This window comes from Novosphingobium huizhouense, assembly GCF_020179475.1.
GTDB classification, from domain to species: Bacteria; Pseudomonadota; Alphaproteobacteria; order Sphingomonadales; family Sphingomonadaceae; genus Novosphingobium; species Novosphingobium huizhouense.
In genome coordinates this window covers 636561-653449 of sequence record NZ_JAILXZ010000002.1, presented here as the reverse complement: position 1 = coordinate 653449, position 16889 = coordinate 636561, and the positions used below count along the sequence as shown (strand labels likewise).

The following is a 16889-nucleotide window of genomic DNA, read 5'->3' as shown; positions in this document are numbered from 1 at the left end:
ACCAAAGAGGCCGCGCTCCGAATCACCGGTAATGCGCGCGCCTTCGCGCGCTGGAAGGGTTTTCTCAGGTTATGACTCGTGATCCCGCCGCGCTCGGTCCCATGGCCAACGCGATCCGTGCGATCGCCATGGACGCGGTCCAGGCAGCCAACTCCGGCCACCCCGGCATGCCGATGGGCATGGCCGACGTCGCCACGGTGCTCTGGTCGCAGTTCCTGAAGTTCGATCCTTCCGCGCCCAGGTGGTCGGACCGCGATCGCTTCGTGCTCTCGGCCGGCCACGGCTCGATGCTGATCTACGCGCTGCTCCACCTCTCGGGCTACGAAAGCCCGACGATGGAGGACATCCGCAAGTTCCGCCAGATGGGCTCGGTCTGCGCCGGCCACCCGGAGAACTTCCTGATCGACGGCGTCGAATGCACCACCGGCCCGCTCGGCCAGGGCATCGCGATGGCGGTCGGCATGGCGATGGCCGAACGCCACCTCAACGCGCAGTTCGGCGACGAGCTGGTCGACCACAAGACCTGGGTGATCGCCGGCGACGGCTGCCTGATGGAAGGCGTCAACCACGAAGCCATCGGCCTTGCCGGCACGCTGAAGCTCGGCCGCCTCAACGTGCTGTGGGACGACAACAAGATCACCATCGACGGCGACACCTCGCTCTCGACCAGCGAGGACATCCTCGCCCGCTACGCCGCTACCGGCTGGCACACCACCTCGTGCGACGGGCATGACTTCGCCGACATCGCCCGCGCGCTCGCCGAAGCGGCCGCCGATCCGCGTCCGTCGATCGTCGCCTGCCGCACCGTGATCGGCAAGGGCGCGCCCAACAAGCAGGGCGGCCACAGCGTCCACGGCGCGCCGCTGGGCGCCGACGAGATCGCCGCCGCGCGCGAATACCTCGGCTGGACTTCGGCCCCGTTCGAGATCCCCGGGGAGATTCTTGGCCACTGGCGCGCGACGGGTGAAGCCGGCAAGGCCGCCCACGCCGAATGGCAGGCGCGCGCCGCCGCCAGCGACAAGGCCGCCGAGCTTGCCCGCCGCATGGCCGGGGACCTGCCCGCCGACACCGGCTTCGATGCCTATGTCCAGTCGCTGATCGCCAACCCGCCCAAGGTCGCGACCCGCAAGGCGAGCGAGATGGCGCTCGAAGCCTTCACCGCCGCGATCCCCGAGATGGTCGGCGGCTCGGCCGACCTGACGGGCTCGAACCTCACCAAGACCAAGTCGACCCTGCCGTTCGGCCCCGGCAGCTACGACGGGCGCTACGTCTACTACGGCATCCGTGAATTCGGCATGGCCGCGGCGATGAACGGCATGGCGCTGCACGGCGGGATCATCCCCTACGGCGGCACCTTCCTCGTCTTCGCCGACTACTGCCGCAACGCGATCCGCATGTCGGCGCTGCAGCACACCCGCGCGATCTACGTGCTCAGCCACGATTCGATCGGCCTTGGCGAAGACGGCCCGACCCACCAGCCGGTCGAGCACGTGATGAGCCTGCGCATGATCCCGAACCTGCGCGTGTTCCGCCCGGCCGACGCGATCGAGACCGCCGAGGCCTGGGCGCTCGCGCTGGCGGACAAGCACGCCTCCTCGGTGCTCGCGCTGTCGCGCCAGAACCTGCCGCCGGTCCGCTTCGATGCCGAGATGAAGAGCGCCAGGGGCGCCTATCGCCTGGTCAGCGCCCAGGCCGACCGCAAGGTCGTGCTCGTCGCCACCGGTTCGGAAGTGGCGCTCGCCAAGGACGTCGCGGTCGCGCTCGAAGCCAAGGGCATCGGCGCGGACGTGGTTTCGGCCCCGTGCCTCGAACTGTTCGACGGACAGGACGCCGCCTACAAGGCCGACGTGCTACCGGCCGGCGTGCTCAAGGTCTCGATCGAGGCGGGCGTCACCTTCGGCTGGCAGAAGTATGTCGGCGATGGCCTGACCATCGGCCTGGATACCTTCGGCGCATCGGCCCCGGCCGACGTCCTGTTCGATCACTTCGGGTTCAGCGTGGACAAGATCGTCCCGCAGGTCCTCGAACGTCTTTCGTGATTTAAAGGGAGTTTTTGACATGGCGATCAAGGTTGCGATCAACGGTTTCGGACGTATCGGGCGCAACGTCGCGCGCGCCATCCTCGAACGCCCGGAAGCCGGGCTCGAGCTGGTCTCGATCAACGACCTCGCCGACGCCAAGGCCAACGCCCTGCTGTTCAAGCGCGACAGCGTCCACGGCGCCTTCGCCGGCGACGTCTCGGTCGACGGCAACGACCTGATCGTCGATGGCAAGCGCATCCAGGTGACGGCCGAGAAGGATCCGGCCAACCTGCCGCACGCCGCCAACGGCATCGACATCGCGCTTGAATGCACCGGCTTCTTCACCGACCGCGCCGGCGGCCAGAAGCACCTCGACGCGGGCGCCAAGCGCGTGCTGATCTCGGCGCCGGCCAAGGGCGTCGACCTCACCGTCGTCTACGGCGTCAACCACGACAAGCTGACCGGCGACCACCTGATCGTCTCGAACGCCTCGTGCACCACCAACTGCCTCGCCCCGCTCGCCAAGGTCCTGCACGAAGCGATCGGCATCGAGCGCGGCCTGATGACCACGATCCACTCGTACACCAACGACCAGAAGATCCTCGACCAGATCCACAAGGACCCGCGCCGCGCCCGCGCCGCGGCGATGAACATGATCCCGACCAGCACCGGCGCCGCCGTCGCGGTGGGTGAAGTGCTGCCCGACCTCAAGGGCAAACTCGACGGTTCGTCGATCCGCGTGCCGACCCCGAACGTCTCGGTCGTCGACCTGACCTTCACGCCCAAGCGCGACACCAGCGTCGAGGAAGTCAACGGCCTGCTCAAGGCCGCCGCCGAAGGCGCGCTCAAGGGCGTGCTCGGCTACACCGAGGAGCCGCTGGTCTCGATCGACTTCAACCACGATCCGCACTCGTCGACCATCGACAGCCTCGAGACCGCCGTGCTCGAAGGTAAGCTAGTGCGCGTGCTGTCGTGGTACGACAACGAATGGGGCTTCTCGAACCGCATGCTCGATACCGCGGGCGCGATGGCGAAGTTCCTCTAAGCCGCGATGGACGCGGGACATCTCCAGGGCATAGCGCGGCACGATCGGCCGCGCGGTCCCATCGAGACGCTGTCCCGCGTCCAGGTGACCGAAGGCGAGGGCGTCCACGGCGATCTGCGTGGCGCCCTCCGCCCCGGCAAGACCGGAAAACGACAGATCACCGTCATGGAGGCGGAAAGCTGGGCCGCCGCGCTCGCCGATCTCAAGATCGACCTGCCCTGGCATGTGCGCCGCGCTAACCTGCTGGTTTCCGGCCTGCGCCTGCCACGCCAACCCGGCGCGATCATCCGCATCGGCGAGACTTTGCGCATCCGCATCACCTGTGAATGCGACCCGTGCAGCCGCATGGACGAAATTGCCCCCGGCCTGAAAGCCGCGCTGCTGCCCGATTGGCGCGGCGGCGTGTGCGGCAAGGTCATCAGCGATGGCGCCATCGCCATCGGCGACGAAGTGAGGATCGAGACATGAGCTTCAAGACGCTGGACGATATCGGCGATGTGCAGGGCAAGGCCGTGCTGGTCCGCGAAGACCTCAACGTGCCGATGGCCGATGGCCGGGTGACCGACGACACCCGCCTGCGCGCCACCGTCGCGACGCTCAACGAGCTGGCCGACAAGGGCGCCAAGGTGCTCGTCCTCGCCCATTTCGGCCGCCCCAAGGGCCAGCCGTCCGAGGAGTTCTCGCTGAGGAAGCTCGCCGATCCGCTCGCCCACGTGCTCGGCCGCCCGGTCGCCTACATCGACTGGGAGGGCGACAAGGCCGCGGTCGCGGCGCTCGCGCCCGGCAGCATCGCGGTGCTGGAAAACACCCGCTTCTTCGGCGGCGAGGAAAAGAACGATCCCGCCGTGATCGCGCGCTTCGCCGGCCTCGGCGATCTCTACGTCAATGACGCCTTCTCCGCCGCGCACCGCGCGCACGCGTCGACCGAGGGGCTGGCCCGCGCGCTCCCCGCCTATGCCGGTCGCGCCATGGAGGCCGAGCTCAAGGCGCTCGAAAAGGCGCTCGGCGCGCCCGAGCGCCCGGTGGCCGCGGTCGTCGGCGGCGCCAAGGTCTCGACCAAGCTCGATGTGCTCAAGCACCTCGTCAGCAAGGTCGATCACCTGATCATCGGCGGCGGCATGGCCAACACCTTCCTCGCCGCGCGCGGGGTCGATGTCGGCAAGTCGCTGTGCGAGCACGACCTCAAGGCCACCGCCGAGGAGATCCTCGACAATGCCGACAAGGCCGGGTGCACCGTGCACCTGCCCTACGACGTTGTCGTGTCGAAGGAATTCGCCGCCAACCCGGCCTCGTTGCGCACCTGCAACGTCCACGAGGTCGCCGCCGACGAGATGATCCTCGACGTCGGCCGGCAGGCCGTCGAAGCGCTCGGCGACGTGCTCAAGACCTGCCGCACGCTGGTCTGGAACGGCCCGCTCGGCGCCTTCGAGATCGAACCGTTCGACGCCGCCACGGTCGCGCTCGCGCGCACCGCCGCCGCGCTGACCAAGGAAGGCTCGCTGATCTCGGTCGCGGGCGGGGGCGATACCGTCGCCGCATTGAACCACGCGGGCGTCGCAGCGGATTTCTCGTACATCTCGACCGCCGGCGGCGCCTTCCTCGAATGGATGGAAGGCAAGGAACTGCCGGGCGTCGCCGCGCTCGGCTAAAAAATCGATCCATCCGACAGGCGCGTTGTTGCACTGCAACCCGCGCCTGTTTATGGAGCGTTTGCGCATAGGTATGCACGTGGGCGCTTCGGGACCTGCTCGGGCAGGTCCGGCCCAGGTGCGCACCGGCGCCACCGGACCTTCGGTCCGACTTCACTTCCACAGCACGGGAACCGCCATGAACTACGCCGAAATGACCGAGAAGATGGCCGCGGGTAACGGATTCATCGCGGCGCTCGACCAGAGCGGCGGTTCGACGCCCAAGGCGCTCGCCGGATACGGCGTCGCCGCCGATGCGTGGTCGAGCGAAGAGGAAATGTTCGGCCTGATCCACGCCATGCGCAGCCGGATCATCAAGTCGCCCGCCTTCACCGGCGACAAGGTCATCGGCGCGATCCTGTTCGAACGCACCATGGACGGCACCGTCGATGGCAAGGGCGTGCCTGCCGCGCTGATCGAGAAGGGCGTCGTGCCCTTCATCAAGATCGACAAGGGCCTGGAAGACGAAGCGAACGGCGTCCAGCTGATGAAGCCGATGCCCACGCTCGATGCGCTGCTCGAACGCTCGAAGGCGCTCGGCGTCTATGGCACCAAGGAGCGTTCGGTGATCAACTCGGCCAATGCCGAAGGCATCGCCGCGGTGGTCCGGCAGCAGTTCGAAGTCGGCCGCCAGGTGCTTTCGCACGGGATGATGCCGATCATCGAACCCGAAGTGAACATCAAGAGCGAGACCCGCGCCGACTGCGACAAGATCCTGCTCGCCGAGATTCTCAAGGCCCTCGATGAACTGCCCGAAGGCCAGCAGGTCATGCTCAAGCTGTCGCTGCCGATCGTGCCGGGCACGTTCGATCCGCTCGTCTCGCACCCCAAGGTGCTGCGCGTCGTCGCGCTGTCGGGTGGCTACAAGCGCCCCGAGGCCTGCGTCGAGCTGGCGAAGAACACGGGCATCATCGCCAGCTTCAGCCGCGCGCTGCTCGAAGACCTGCGCTTCCAGATGAGCGATGCTGAATTCGACGCCGCGCTCGGCGCGGCGATCGACGAAATCTACACCGGTTCGACGCAGAAGACCGCCGCCGTCGCGGCCTGATGCGGGAAGGGGCAAGGCCCCCTTCCACAAGTTGCCTGAGGATGGAGAAAGGCCGCCCCGCACCCCGCACAACCGGGGGCGGGGCGTCTCCGTTTCTGCCACGGGATGCCGCCATGACCTTTTCCTATCATCGCAGCGTCGCGCCAATGGTCTGGGCGCTGTTCGGCCTCGCGGTTCTCGAAATGCTCGCCGTGCACCTGGTCGTTTCGCTCAAGTGGCCCGTGCTCGCCTGGCCGCTGACGATCCTGACCTTCGTGTCGCTGGTCTGGCTGGTCGGCTGGATCCGCTCTTTCGCGCGACTGCCGCATCGGCTGGAGGGCGACGTGCTGGTCCTGCACATGGGCTCGCTGCGCAAGGTCGAGCTGCGGCTGGACCAGATCGCCGGCATCCGGCGCGATTGGCCCGCGGGCACGCTTGGCGCGCCGGATGTGCGCAAGCTGGTGCCCGTTGCCCATCCCAACCGCATCATCGAAGTCGCCGAAGGGGCGATCGCGGGCAAGCGCCGCCGCCTCGCCATACGCCTCGACGACCCGGCACCCTTCGATGCCGCCATGGCGCAACGCGGAATTGCCGTTTCGGGCTGAGGCGCTGCTGCCTCAGCGATCCGTCCAGCCGAAGTGAAAGCGATAGTCCTGCGCGCGGATCGGCGTGTCGGTGCGGGTCGCGGGCTCGACCGTGTCGAGCATGATGCTGCCGCTGGCCAGCAGCGACTCCTCGCCCAGCACCAGCTTGCGCTCCTGCGGGCGGCCATCCTCGGTGACCACCGCCGAGACGACCACGCGCCCGGCCTGGATGCAGCGCGCGTTCATCGGGCAGCGGCTGTCCTCGATCACTGCCAGCGGACGGACGGTGACCGGTCCCGCCCGGGTCGCTTCGTTCAGCCGGGCAAATCCGTCCGCCCGGACATCGGCGGGAATCGTCGCGCAGGCGGCGAGCGGGAGGGTGGCGAGCAGGGGCAGCAGCGTCTTCATGCCCGCGACAATGGCACGATGCGCTGAACGGTTCCGGAACGGCCGATTGCGCGGGGGCTGCGGGAAGGGTAGGGCGCTCGACCCATGGCCACACCCACCTGCTCGATCTACCTGATCTCGCCGCTCGATGTCTCGGGCGCCTTTGCCGACCAGCTCGCCCGGGCGCTCGATGCCTCCGATCCCGCAGCGCCGGTCGCGGCGTTCCAGTTCCGGGTCAAGGGCCTCGACGAGCACGCGGCGGCGCGGCTGGCCGAACCGCTGCAGCGGATCTGCGCCGATCGCGAGGTGGCGTTCATCGTCAACGATTCGATCGCGCTCGCCAAGCGTCTCGGCGCCGACGGCGTCCATCTCGGCCAGGACGACGGCACCGTCGCCGAAGCGCGCCAGCGGCTCGGGCGCGAGGCGCAGATCGGCGTCACCTGCCACGACAGCCGCCACCTCGCGATGGAAGCGGGCGAGGCGGGGGCCGACTACGTCGCGTTCGGCGCCTTCTTCCCCAGCAGCACCAAGGAGACCAAGCACCGGCCCGAGCCCGAGCTGCTCACCTGGTGGTCGACGCTGTTCGAGCTGCCCTGCGTCGCCATCGGAGGGATCACTGCGGACAATTGCGCAGGGCTGGTGCAGGCCGGCGCCGACTTCCTCGCGGTAAGCCAGGCGGTGTGGGGCGGCGATCCCGCCGAGCGGGTCCGCGGGCTTGCCAAGGCGATCCTTTCCGCCTCGGAGTGAGCCGGGAACCTGTTGTATTGTTATGAGTTTCCGGTCGACACGTCACCGGGATCACCAATGCATCGCTTGTTCTTGAGTACCTGCCTCGCCCTCGCAGCGGGCGCCTGCAACTCGAATGGTTCGCAAATCGGCCCGGGCACAAGCGATAGTCCGACCTCCTCCGAAGCCGCCGCCAGGCGCCCCGCCATCACCGCCGACAGCATGGCCTCGAGCGATCCCGGTCCGGGCCAGCCGCCCGATCCGGCGATGGCCGATGACGTGCCGCGCACAGTGATGAAGGCGCAGGTCATTCTCGAGCGGCTCGGCTTCGCGCCGGGCATCGTCGATGGCGAACTGGGCCTGTCGACGCGCAATGCGCTGCGCGGCTTCCAGGAGGCGAACGGGCTGCCGGTCACCGGCGAGCTCGACGATCCCTCGCAGTCGGTGCTGGCGCGCTGGTCGCAGATCGCGGCCACCCGGCTGGTGACGATCCCCGCGGACTTCGCCGCCGGCCCCTTCGCGCCGCTGCCGCCCGATCCCGAGGCACAGGCGCGGCTGCCGGTGCTGGGCTACGCCTCGCTCGACGAGAAGCTGGCCGAACGCTTCCACACCACCGCCGCGGTGCTCCACGCGCTCAACCCCGCGCCGGCCGGCGGCGCTGCCGCGCCCTTTGCCTCGGGGCAGAAGATCCGCGTGCCCAATGTCGGCGCCGATGCGATTTCCGCGCTCGGCGACCAGGACGAGGACTGGCTGCGCACGCTGGTCGCGCTCGGCGTCGGGACAGACCAGCCGGCGCTCGATCGCGTGGTGGTCAGCCGCGGCGCGGGCACGCTCAGGGGCTATGGCGCCGACGGCAAGCTGCTCGCCGTGTTCACCGTCACCACCGGCTCGAGCCACGATCCGCTGCCGCTCGGCAAGTGGAAGATCAACGGGATCGATCACAATCCCGAGTTCCACTACAATCCCGAGCTGTTCTGGGACGTCTCCGACAAGAAGCCCAAGGTCCTGCTGCCGCCGGGCCCCAACGGGCCGGTCGGCGTGGTCTGGATCGACCTGTCGAAGCCGCACTACGGCATCCACGGCACCCCCGAGCCCGAGACGATCGGCCGCAGCGAGAGCCACGGTTGCGTCCGCCTGACCAACTGGGATGCCGCGCGCCTCGCCCAGATGGTCACCACCGCGACCCGGGTGGAGTTCGTGGCATGACCCGGGCGCGGCCTTGAGCAGCGGGCAGGGCTGGCGCGAAAAGGCGCGGCTGGTCTTGTCCACCGCGGCGGTGACATCGGCGGCGTGGGTGGTGGTCGGCGCCCTGTGGATCGCCCACCGCGATGCGCCCGGCCCGGTCCGGCTGTCGGCGCCCGCCGTCCTGTCCCCCGCCGCCCCCTCTTCTGCCGCCCCGTCCTCTGCTGCCCCGTCCCCCGCCGTCGAGCGGCCCGCCGCGCCGCTGCCGCGCCTCGTCATGCCCGTCGCGGGCGTCGCGCCGGGGCAGCTCGTCGATACCTACGAAGCGCCGCGCGGCGACGGCACGCGCGCGCACCATGCGATCGACATCGCAGCGCCGGTGGGCACGCCGGTGCGCGCCGCGCTCGCCGGGCGGATCGACAAGCTGTTCCTGTCGAAGGACGGGGGCAACACGATCTACATCCGCAGCGTCGACGGCGCGACGATGACCTACTACGCGCACCTTTCGGCCTATGCGCCTGCGCTGGCCGAAGGGCAGCCGGTCGCCGCCGGGCAGGTGATCGGCGCGGTGGGCGCGACCGGCAACGCCGATCCGGCCGCGCCGCACCTGCATTTCGAAGTGCTGCGCACGCGGGCCGGCGCCCCCTGGAACGAAGGTGATCCGGTCGACCCTTACTATTTGCTCAAGAATCTTCCCTAACGCAGCGGTCCATGCCAGAACCCGCCGCGAGGAGGAGCGCGCCCGAATGCCCGATCTGTCACCAAGCCGCGAACTCACGGTCCGGGGCGTGGCCCTCGGAGCGGCACTGACGCTCGTCTTCACCGCGGCCAACGTCTATCTGGGCTTGCGCATCGGATTGACCTTCGCCACCTCGATCCCGGCGGCGGTGATCTCGATGGCGGTGCTGCGGCTCCTGCCCGGCGCCACGATCCAGGAAAACAACATCGTCCAGACGATCGCGAGTTCGGCCGGCACGCTGTCGGCGATCGTGTTCGTCCTGCCCGGGCTGGTCATGGTCGGCTGGTGGAACGGCTTTCCCTACTGGCAGTCGGTGTGCCTGATCGCGATCGGCGGGACGCTCGGCGTGATGTATTCGGTGCCCTTGCGCCGCGCGCTGGTGACCGGCTCCGATCTGCCCTACCCCGAAGGCGTCGCCGCCGCCGAAGTGCTCAAGGTCGGCGCCGGCGTGGGCGGGGTCGAGGAGAACCGCAAGGGCCTCGCCGCGGTCGCCCGCGGCGCCTCGCTCGGCGCGAGCTTCCCGCTCATCGCCAAGACCGGCCTCGTCGCCGAGGAAGCCTCGCTGACGCTGCGGGTGGGCTCGGGCGCGACCTCGCTCGCCGGCGGGCTGTCGCTCGCGCTGGTCGCGGTCGGGCATCTCGTCGGGCTCGCGGTCGGCGTCGCCATGCTGGTCGGCATCGTCGTCAGCTTCGGCCTGCTGCTGCCCGCCTATACCGCCGGCGGGGCGCCCGGCGGGGTCGAGCTTGCCGATTTCGTCGCGCAGGTGTTCCGCCAGAAGGTGCGCTTCATCGGCGCGGGCACGATCGGCATCGCCGCGATCTGGACCTTGCTGCGGGTCATCGGCCCGATCGTCAGGGGCATCGCCGCCTCGATCGCGGCCGGCCGCGCGCGCGCCGATGGCGGCATGGCGAGCCTGCCGCTGACCGAGCGCGACATCCCGATCGGGATCGTCGGGGCCATGATCCTCGCGCTGATGGTGCCGGTCGCGCTGCTGCTCGCCGATTTCGCGGGCGGCGGGCCGATCGCGGACCGGCTCGGCCCGACCATCGCCGCCGCGGTGCTCTACGTCGCCGTCGCCGGGATCGTCATCGCCGCGGTCTGCGGCTACATGGCGGGGCTGATCGGCGCCTCGAACAGCCCGATCTCGGGGGTCGGCATCCTTGCCGTGCTGGGCGTGTCGCTGCTGCTCCTGCTGCTCTACGGGCGCGGCCATTCCCCGGCCGACACCCGCGCGCTAGTCGCCTTCGCGCTGTTCGTCACCGCGATCGTGTTCGGCGTGGCGACGATCTCGAACGACAACCTCCAGGATCTCAAGACCGGCCAGCTGGTCGGCGCGACGCCGTGGCGCCAGCAGGTCGCGCTGATCCTCGGGGTCGTGTTCGGGGCCTCGGTGATCCCGCCGATCCTCGATCTGCTCAACACCACCTTCGGCTTCGAAGGGATGCCCGGCGCGGGCCCCGGCGCGCTGTCGGCGCCGCAGGCGGCGCTGATCTCGGCGATCGCGCAAGGGGTGCTGGGCGGCAATCTCGACTGGGGACTGATCGGCCTCGGCGCAGGCATCGGCGCGGCGGCGATCGTGGCGGACGAGCTGTTGCGCAAGTCGGGCCGCGGCAGCCTGCCGCCGCTCGCGGTCGGCATGGGCATGTACCTGCCGATGCAGGTCACCGCGCTGGTGGTTCTCGGCGCGGTCCTCGGCCATCTCTACAACCGCTGGGCGGCGCGCCAGAAGGACCGCGAATTCGCCGAGCGCATGGGCGTGCTCGCCGCCACCGGGCTGATCGTCGGCGACGGCCTGTTCAACATCGCCTTCGCCGCGCTGGTCGCCGCCACCGACGATCCCGAGGCGCTGTCGTTCGCGGGCGACACCGGCGTTGCGGTGCCGCTCGGCCTCGTCGTGTTCGGGACGATCGTCGCCTTCGCCTACGCCACGATGCAGCGCGATTCGGTGCGCACGGACCACTACTAGGCCGCTTCGGCCAGGCCGCTTTACCGCCGGTTCGTCGCCTGGTTGCGCGGCGCTGCCGCGTCGGCCGGCGCCGTGGCCGGCGCGCCCGGGTCGCCGGGCATCTCGACGTAGGCCGAAGGCGTGCCCGATTTGACGCAGCGCGCGGCAAGCGCAGCGCCGTCCTCGCCCAGCGGGCGCACCGTCGCTGCGCTCTCGAGCGCATAGACGCGCCCTTCGAACGGGCCCGAGGTCATCACCAGCCGGTCGGCGAGCAGCAGGTAGCTGCCGCGCGCGCCGTCGCTCAGGCGATAGCTCGAATCCTGGACCGCCCAGAAATCGTCGGCCGCCAGCCGCACCGGCGGGGCGGTCGCGTCGCCGGGGCGCTCGCAGACCCAGTGGCCGACGATCAGCGTGTGCAGTTCGCCGCCCGGGACCGCGCGGGCCGCGCCCGCCGGAAGCAGCGTCGCGGCAAGGGCCAGCGACAGGACAAGGGCGTGCGACTTCATGACCGCCGTCCGCTAGCACGACGCGCGTGCTTGAAGCAATCGCCGCTAGGCGCTAAGGGCCGCGCTTCCCCATCTCTGGCAGGGTTCTTTCCATCATGAAGATCAGCGGCGTGGACATTCGTCCGGGCAACATCCTGGAATACGAAGGCGGCATCTGGAAGGTCGCCAAGACCCAGCACACCCAGCCCGGCAAGGGCGGCGCGTTCATGCAGGTCGAAATGAAGAACCTGATCGACGGCCGCAAGACCAACGTCCGCTTCCGCAGCGCCGACACCGTCGAGCGCGTGCGGCTCGACACCAAGGACTTCCAGTTCCTCTATGCCGAGGGCGACGACCTCGTGTTCATGGACGTCGAGACCTACGACCAGATCACCCTGCCCAAGGACCTCCTCGGCGGCGCCGACGCCTTCCTCCAGGACGGCATGACCGCCGTGCTCGAAATGTACGACGAGCGCCCGATCTCGGTGCAGTTGCCCGAACAGGTGGAAGCCACCATCGTCGAGGCCGACGCGGTGGTGAAGGGCCAGACCGCTTCGTCGAGCTACAAGCCCGCGATCCTCGACAACGGCGTTCGCGTGATGGTGCCGCCGCACATCGAAAGCGGCACGCGCATCGTCGTCGACGTGTACGAGCGCACCTACGTCGGCAAGGCGGGCTGATCCGCCATGGCGATGTCCGGCCTGATGCGCGTGATGGAGAAGGCTGCCCGCAAGGCCGGGCAGCGTCTCCGTCGGGATTTCGGCGAAGTCGAACACCTCCAGGTCAGCCGCAAGGGGCCGTCCGACTTCGTTTCGAAGGCGGATCAGGCGGCCGAGCGGACGATCTGGGACGAACTGCGCGCGGCGCGCCCCGAATGGGGCTTCCTGATGGAGGAGGCGGGCGAGCTGGCCGGCGATCCCAACAAGCCGCGCTTCATCGTCGATCCACTCGACGGCACCACCAATTTCCTCCACGGCATCCCGCACTTCGCGATCTCGATCGCGGTGCAGGAGCCCAAGCTCGATGGCTCGGGCTGGGGCGAAGTCACCGCCGGGATCGTCTACCAGCCGGTCACCGACGAAAGCTTCTGGGCCGAAAAGAGCCGCGGCGCCTGGTTGCAGGACCGTCGCCTGCGCGTCTCGGCGCGCCGCAACCTCGATGAAGCGGTGATCGGCACCGGCATTCCCTTCGCCAATCGCGGCGACATGGGCGAATGGATCCGCATCTACCAGGAACTGGGGCCGCGCGTCGCCGGGATCCGTCGCTTCGGCGCGGCCTCGCTCGATCTCGCCTGGGTGGCGGCGGGGCGCTTCGACGGGTTCTGGGAATCGGCGCTGCAGCCCTACGACACCGCCGCCGGCTGCCTGCTGGTGCGCGAGGCGGGCGGCTTCGTGTCCGACTTCCGCGGCCGCTCGCTGCCGATCTGCGACGAGACCGTGCTCGCCGGCAACGATGCGCTCCATTCGCGGCTGCACAAGCTGCTGGCCGGCGCGATCAAGGCCGGTTGAACCTTTGCGCGCCGGCGGCTAAGCCGTCGGCGCTGCGTGCCCCTGTGGTGGAATGGTAGACGCGACCGACTCAAAATCGGTTGGAGAGATCCGTGCCAGTTCGAGTCTGGCCAGGGGCACCACCTTCCTGTCCGGCCCGGCCTGTTTGGTCCGGCCTGCCTGATCCGGCCTGCCTTATCCCGCCTGCCTGATCTGCCCTTTCCGATCCCCCCTTTCCGATCCCATTGTTCGCGCCTGTTGCGGGGCCGTCCTGCGCCCCTCCGCAAGGCGGCGCTCTCCACGTTGCGGCGACCTTGCATATGCAAGTTGCAGGGCAGGCCTGTCCTACACGCGCGAAATGGCGTAAGGCACCGCCAACCGTTCTTTCAAGCCGTTGAAGCCAATCGGGATTTCGCGTGTCGCCGGGTGGGCGGCGGGGGCTCGCGATTGTTTCCCTGGACTGTGTAAACCCCGTCAACCTTTCGCGCGTTTTCGAAGCGCGAATCGGGCCTGCGGGTGGGGGCGGGGTCGCTCAGTCCGCCCCGTCCGAGCCCGAGCGGATGGCCGATGCGGCGCGCAGGGCGTGCAGCTCCATCGGCGAAGGACGATAGGGTCCGGCCGCCTCGCGCCGCCTGCGTTCCTCGGCCAGCTGCCTCAGCGCGGCGTCGCGCTGCGCCGGGGTCATCCGCGCCAGCTCGCGCGGGTCGATCTCGATAGCGATCTGCTGGCCCGCCGGGGCCGCAGGCGCGACCGGCGTTAGCGAGGTGTCGATGGTGTCGACCGGGTCGGGGCCGATGTCCATCGTCGCCGAGCCGGGCGGCGGGCCGTGGCGCGCATCGATCAGCGTGCCGTTGCGGCTCGTCGTCACCACGCCCGCGGCGCGGGGCGCGGCGCCCGGTGCGGCCTCGGGCGCGGGGCCGGCCGGGGCAGGGGGCGCGGAAGCGGCGTCGGGGGTGGCGGCGCCATTGGTGAAGATCGCCACGGCGCTCGACAGGACCAGCGTGATCGCGGCGAAGTGGCGATACATCTTCGGCTCGATGCCGAGCAGCGGAGCGGTCTGGGGCATGGCGCGCTCGTGATGAACGCAATGCCTTAACGAGCCGTTCGCCACACGCTCCGTAGATCGCCAATGTGGCGGCAACGGGCGCTTGCGTTCGCATTATGTTCGCATTAGGTGGAGCGGCATGGCCAAACCGAAACGCCGATTTGTCTGCCAGGCCTGCGGCAGCGTGTCGAACCGCTGGCAGGGGCAATGCCCCGATTGCGCGGAATGGAACACGCTCGTCGAAGAAGCGCCCGAAACGGTGTTCTCGGCGCGGCACGACTTGTCGAGCGGCGGGCGCGCGGTGCGCTTCGTCTCGCTCGACGCGCCGGTCGAACTGCCGCAGCGGCGCCGCACCGGTCTTGCCGAATTCGACCGCGCGCTGGGCGGCGGGCTGGTGCCGGGCTCGGCCATCCTGATGGGCGGCGACCCCGGCATCGGCAAGTCGACCCTGCTGCTCCAGGCCTCGGCCAGCATCGCCAATGCCGGGGGCCTGTCGGTCTACATCAGCGGCGAGGAAGCCTCCGACCAGGTCCGCCTGCGCGCCGACCGGCTCGGGCTCGGCAAGGCGCCGATCCGGCTCGCCTCGGCCACCTCGGTGCGCGACATCCTGACCACGCTCGGGACGATGGACCCGCCCGCGCTGCTGGTGATCGATTCGATCCAGACGATGCATTCCGACCAGATCGAGGGCGCGCCCGGCACCGTCAGCCAGGTGCGCGGCTGCGCCTTCGAACTGATCCGCTACGCCAAGGAGAACGGCGTCGCGATGGTCCTCGTCGGCCACGTCACCAAGGACGGCGCCATCGCCGGCCCCCGCGTGCTCGAGCACATGGTCGACGTGGTGATGAGCTTCGAGGGCGAGCGCAGCCACCAGTACCGCATCCTGCGCGCGCTCAAGAACCGCTTCGGCCCGGTGGACGAGATCGGCGTCTTCGCCATGGCCGGGGCGGGGCTCGAGGAAGTCGCCAATCCCTCGATGCTGTTCCTCTCGGGCCGCGAACAGCCGGTCGCCGGCAGCGCGGTGTTCCCCGCGCTCGAAGGCACCCGGCCGGTGCTGGTCGAGATCCAGGCGCTGACCGTCCGCCTTGCGAGCGGCGCCACGCCGCGCCGGGCGGTGGTCGGCTGGGATTCGGGCCGGCTCGCCATGCTGCTGGCGGTGCTCGAATCGCGCTGCGGCCTCTCGTTCTCCTCGGCCGAGGTCTACCTCAACGTCGCCGGCGGCTACCGCCTGACCGACCCGGCGGCCGATCTCGCGGTGGCGGCGGCGCTGGTCTCGGCGCTGTCCGATCGTCCGCTGCCGTCGGGCTGCGCCTGGTTCGGCGAAGTCTCGCTCGCCGGCGAGGTGCGCCCGGTGGCGCATGGCGGCATCCGGCTCAAGGAAGCGGCCAAGCTCGGCTTCACCCGCGCCTACGGGCCCGACAGCCCGGCCGAGAAAGTATCCCATCTGAGCTACGGCGCGCTCAAGCTCCTGCCAAATCTCGTTGACCGGATCATGGCCGGCTCGTAGCAGGCAGGGCAATGACCGGCTTCGATTATGTCGTGCTCCTCGTCGTCGCGATCGGCGCGATCGGCGGCTTCTTCCGCGGTTTCGTCGAGGAGGTGCTGAGCCTCCTCGCCTGGGGCGCCGCCGTCGTCGCGGTGCGCTACCTGCACGCGCCGCTGACTCTCTGGCTCGAGCCGCACCTGTCGACCGAGACCGGCGCCGGCATCCTCGCCTTCGCGCTGCTGATGGTCGGGCCGGTCTTCGCCACCCGGTTCATCGCCCGCCGCATGGGCCAGGCGAGCCGCGGCTCGACGCTCGGTCCGATCGACCGCCTGCTCGGCTTCGGCTTCGGCGCGCTCAAGGCGTTCGTCGTCGTCGTGCTCGGCTTCTCGGTCCTGGTCTTCGGCTACGACGTCGTCTGGGGCGTGTCGGGGCGCCCGGACTGGATCTCGCTCGGCCGGACCTATCCCGTGCTCAACGCCGCCAGCGAGGAGCTGATGACGCTGATCGCCGAGCGGCGCGAAGCGGCGGCGGAGGCGGCCGATCCGTCGGGCGATGCGTCGGGCGATGCGGGCGGCGCTGCGCCCGACAGGCCGCGCCGCAAGCGCCACGCCGCCGATTGAGCGCAGCCTTGGCGCAGCCGCTCTACACCCCCGCGATCCTCGCCGCCGCGACTGGCCTTGCCGCCTTTCCCTGGGACGAGGACCTGCCGCTCGAGGGCGAGGCACGCTCGCGCTCGTGCGGGAGCACGATCCGGCTCGGCCTTGCCACCGACGCCGCGGGGCGGGTCGCCCGGCTCGGGCTGAGGCCCCACGCCTGCGCGGTGGGGCAGGCGGCGGCCCATGTCTTCGCGACGGCCACCCGCGGCCGCGACCGGGCCGAGATCGCCGCCGCCCGCGCCGCGATCGCGGCCTGGCTTGCAGGCGAAGCGCCGCTGCCCGGCTGGCCGGGCATCGCGCTGCTGGAACCTGCGCGCGCCTATCCCGCCCGCCACGGCGCGATCCTTCTTCCTTGGGACGCCGCGCTCGCGGCGCTGCCCTGATCT

Annotated in this window: 18 protein-coding genes and 1 tRNA gene; 16 read left to right on the top strand and 3 right to left on the bottom strand. The window is 69.9% G+C overall.

Annotated features, from left to right (window positions below; all coding sequences use genetic code 11):
- The first annotated feature begins 71 nt into the window (after positions 1-71).
- The 6 genes from tkt (at position 72) to K3A85_RS11380 (ending at position 6386) form a co-directional block, all read left to right on the top strand.
- Positions 72-2039, top strand: a complete 1968-nt coding sequence (tkt, locus tag K3A85_RS11405; protein ID WP_225206628.1) for a transketolase — start codon at positions 72-74, stop codon at positions 2037-2039.
- A 19-nt stretch (positions 2040-2058) separates the two neighbouring features.
- Positions 2059-3066: a type I glyceraldehyde-3-phosphate dehydrogenase gene (gene gap, locus K3A85_RS11400; RefSeq protein WP_225206627.1), complete on the top strand. Its 1008-nt coding sequence runs from the start codon at positions 2059-2061 to the stop codon at positions 3064-3066.
- A 6-nt stretch (positions 3067-3072) separates the two neighbouring features.
- Positions 3073-3534 (top strand): MOSC domain-containing protein, encoded by a 462-nt coding sequence (locus K3A85_RS11395; protein WP_225206626.1) that lies wholly within the window; start codon positions 3073-3075, stop codon positions 3532-3534.
- Positions 3531-4715: a phosphoglycerate kinase gene (locus K3A85_RS11390; protein WP_225206625.1), complete on the top strand. Its 1185-nt coding sequence runs from the start codon at positions 3531-3533 to the stop codon at positions 4713-4715. The genes K3A85_RS11395 and K3A85_RS11390 overlap by 4 nt, the downstream gene beginning before the upstream one ends.
- Before the next feature lie 178 nt (positions 4716-4893).
- Positions 4894-5802, top strand: a complete 909-nt coding sequence (locus K3A85_RS11385) for a fructose bisphosphate aldolase (protein WP_225206624.1) — start codon at positions 4894-4896, stop codon at positions 5800-5802.
- 113 nt (positions 5803-5915) lie between these two features.
- A complete protein-coding gene (locus K3A85_RS11380; RefSeq protein WP_225206623.1) occupies positions 5916-6386 on the top strand; it encodes a hypothetical protein in 471 nt (156 codons plus the stop codon).
- A gap of 12 nt (positions 6387-6398) precedes the next feature.
- Here the strand turns inward: K3A85_RS11380 and K3A85_RS11375 are convergent, their stop codons facing one another.
- Positions 6399-6773 carry a hypothetical protein gene (locus K3A85_RS11375; protein ID WP_225206622.1) on the bottom strand — a complete coding sequence of 125 codons (375 nt, stop codon included), beginning with the start codon at positions 6771-6773 and terminating at the stop codon, positions 6399-6401.
- Positions 6774-6857: 84 nt separating this feature from the next.
- On the opposite strand from K3A85_RS11375, the gene thiE reads away from it, so the two are divergent.
- The 4 genes from thiE (at position 6858) to K3A85_RS11355 (ending at position 11365) form a co-directional block, all read left to right on the top strand.
- Positions 6858-7499, top strand: coding sequence for a thiamine phosphate synthase (gene thiE / locus K3A85_RS11370; RefSeq protein WP_225206621.1), 642 nt, complete (start codon positions 6858-6860; stop codon positions 7497-7499).
- Between the two features lie 201 nt (positions 7500-7700).
- Positions 7701-8684 carry a L,D-transpeptidase family protein gene (locus K3A85_RS11365; RefSeq protein WP_225206620.1) on the top strand — a complete coding sequence of 328 codons (984 nt, stop codon included), beginning with the start codon at positions 7701-7703 and terminating at the stop codon, positions 8682-8684.
- A 13-nt stretch (positions 8685-8697) separates the two neighbouring features.
- The gene (locus K3A85_RS11360) at positions 8698-9360 is read left to right on the top strand and encodes a M23 family metallopeptidase (protein ID WP_225206619.1); all 663 of its coding nucleotides are present in this window, start codon (positions 8698-8700) and stop codon (positions 9358-9360) included.
- A gap of 46 nt (positions 9361-9406) precedes the next feature.
- Positions 9407-11365 carry an OPT family oligopeptide transporter gene (locus K3A85_RS11355; RefSeq protein WP_225206618.1) on the top strand — a complete coding sequence of 653 codons (1959 nt, stop codon included), beginning with the start codon at positions 9407-9409 and terminating at the stop codon, positions 11363-11365.
- Between the two features lie 20 nt (positions 11366-11385).
- Here the strand turns inward: K3A85_RS11355 and K3A85_RS11350 are convergent, their stop codons facing one another.
- Positions 11386-11850 carry a hypothetical protein gene (locus K3A85_RS11350; RefSeq protein WP_225206617.1) on the bottom strand — a complete coding sequence of 155 codons (465 nt, stop codon included), beginning with the start codon at positions 11848-11850 and terminating at the stop codon, positions 11386-11388.
- A gap of 95 nt (positions 11851-11945) precedes the next feature.
- On the opposite strand from K3A85_RS11350, the gene efp reads away from it, so the two are divergent.
- The 3 genes from efp (at position 11946) to K3A85_RS11335 (ending at position 13459) form a co-directional block, all read left to right on the top strand.
- Positions 11946-12509 (top strand): elongation factor P, encoded by a 564-nt coding sequence (efp, locus tag K3A85_RS11345; RefSeq protein ID WP_225206616.1) that lies wholly within the window; start codon positions 11946-11948, stop codon positions 12507-12509.
- A gap of 6 nt (positions 12510-12515) precedes the next feature.
- Positions 12516-13337 carry an inositol monophosphatase family protein gene (locus tag K3A85_RS11340; RefSeq protein ID WP_225206615.1) on the top strand — a complete coding sequence of 274 codons (822 nt, stop codon included), beginning with the start codon at positions 12516-12518 and terminating at the stop codon, positions 13335-13337.
- A gap of 38 nt (positions 13338-13375) precedes the next feature.
- Positions 13376-13459: transfer RNA gene (locus tag K3A85_RS11335), tRNA-Leu, on the top strand.
- A 389-nt stretch (positions 13460-13848) separates the two neighbouring features.
- On the opposite strand, the gene K3A85_RS11330 is transcribed toward K3A85_RS11335, so the two are convergent.
- Positions 13849-14382, bottom strand: coding sequence for a hypothetical protein (locus K3A85_RS11330; protein WP_225206614.1), 534 nt, complete (start codon positions 14380-14382; stop codon positions 13849-13851).
- A gap of 118 nt (positions 14383-14500) precedes the next feature.
- Between K3A85_RS11330 and radA the strand changes: the two genes are divergently transcribed.
- From radA to K3A85_RS11315, 3 genes are read left to right on the top strand one after another with little or no spacing between them, the layout of a single operon-like run.
- Entirely contained in the window at positions 14501-15868 is a 1368-nt protein-coding gene (gene radA, locus K3A85_RS11325) for a DNA repair protein RadA (RefSeq protein ID WP_225206613.1), read from the top strand.
- 11 nt (positions 15869-15879) lie between these two features.
- Positions 15880-16467, top strand: coding sequence for a CvpA family protein (locus K3A85_RS11320; protein WP_225206612.1), 588 nt, complete (start codon positions 15880-15882; stop codon positions 16465-16467).
- Complete coding sequence (locus K3A85_RS11315; RefSeq protein WP_225206611.1) at positions 16464-16886, top strand: iron-sulfur cluster assembly scaffold protein; 423 nt, start codon at positions 16464-16466, stop codon at positions 16884-16886. Before K3A85_RS11320 ends, K3A85_RS11315 begins: the two co-directional genes overlap by 4 nt.
- The last annotated feature ends 3 nt before the right edge of the window (positions 16887-16889 follow it).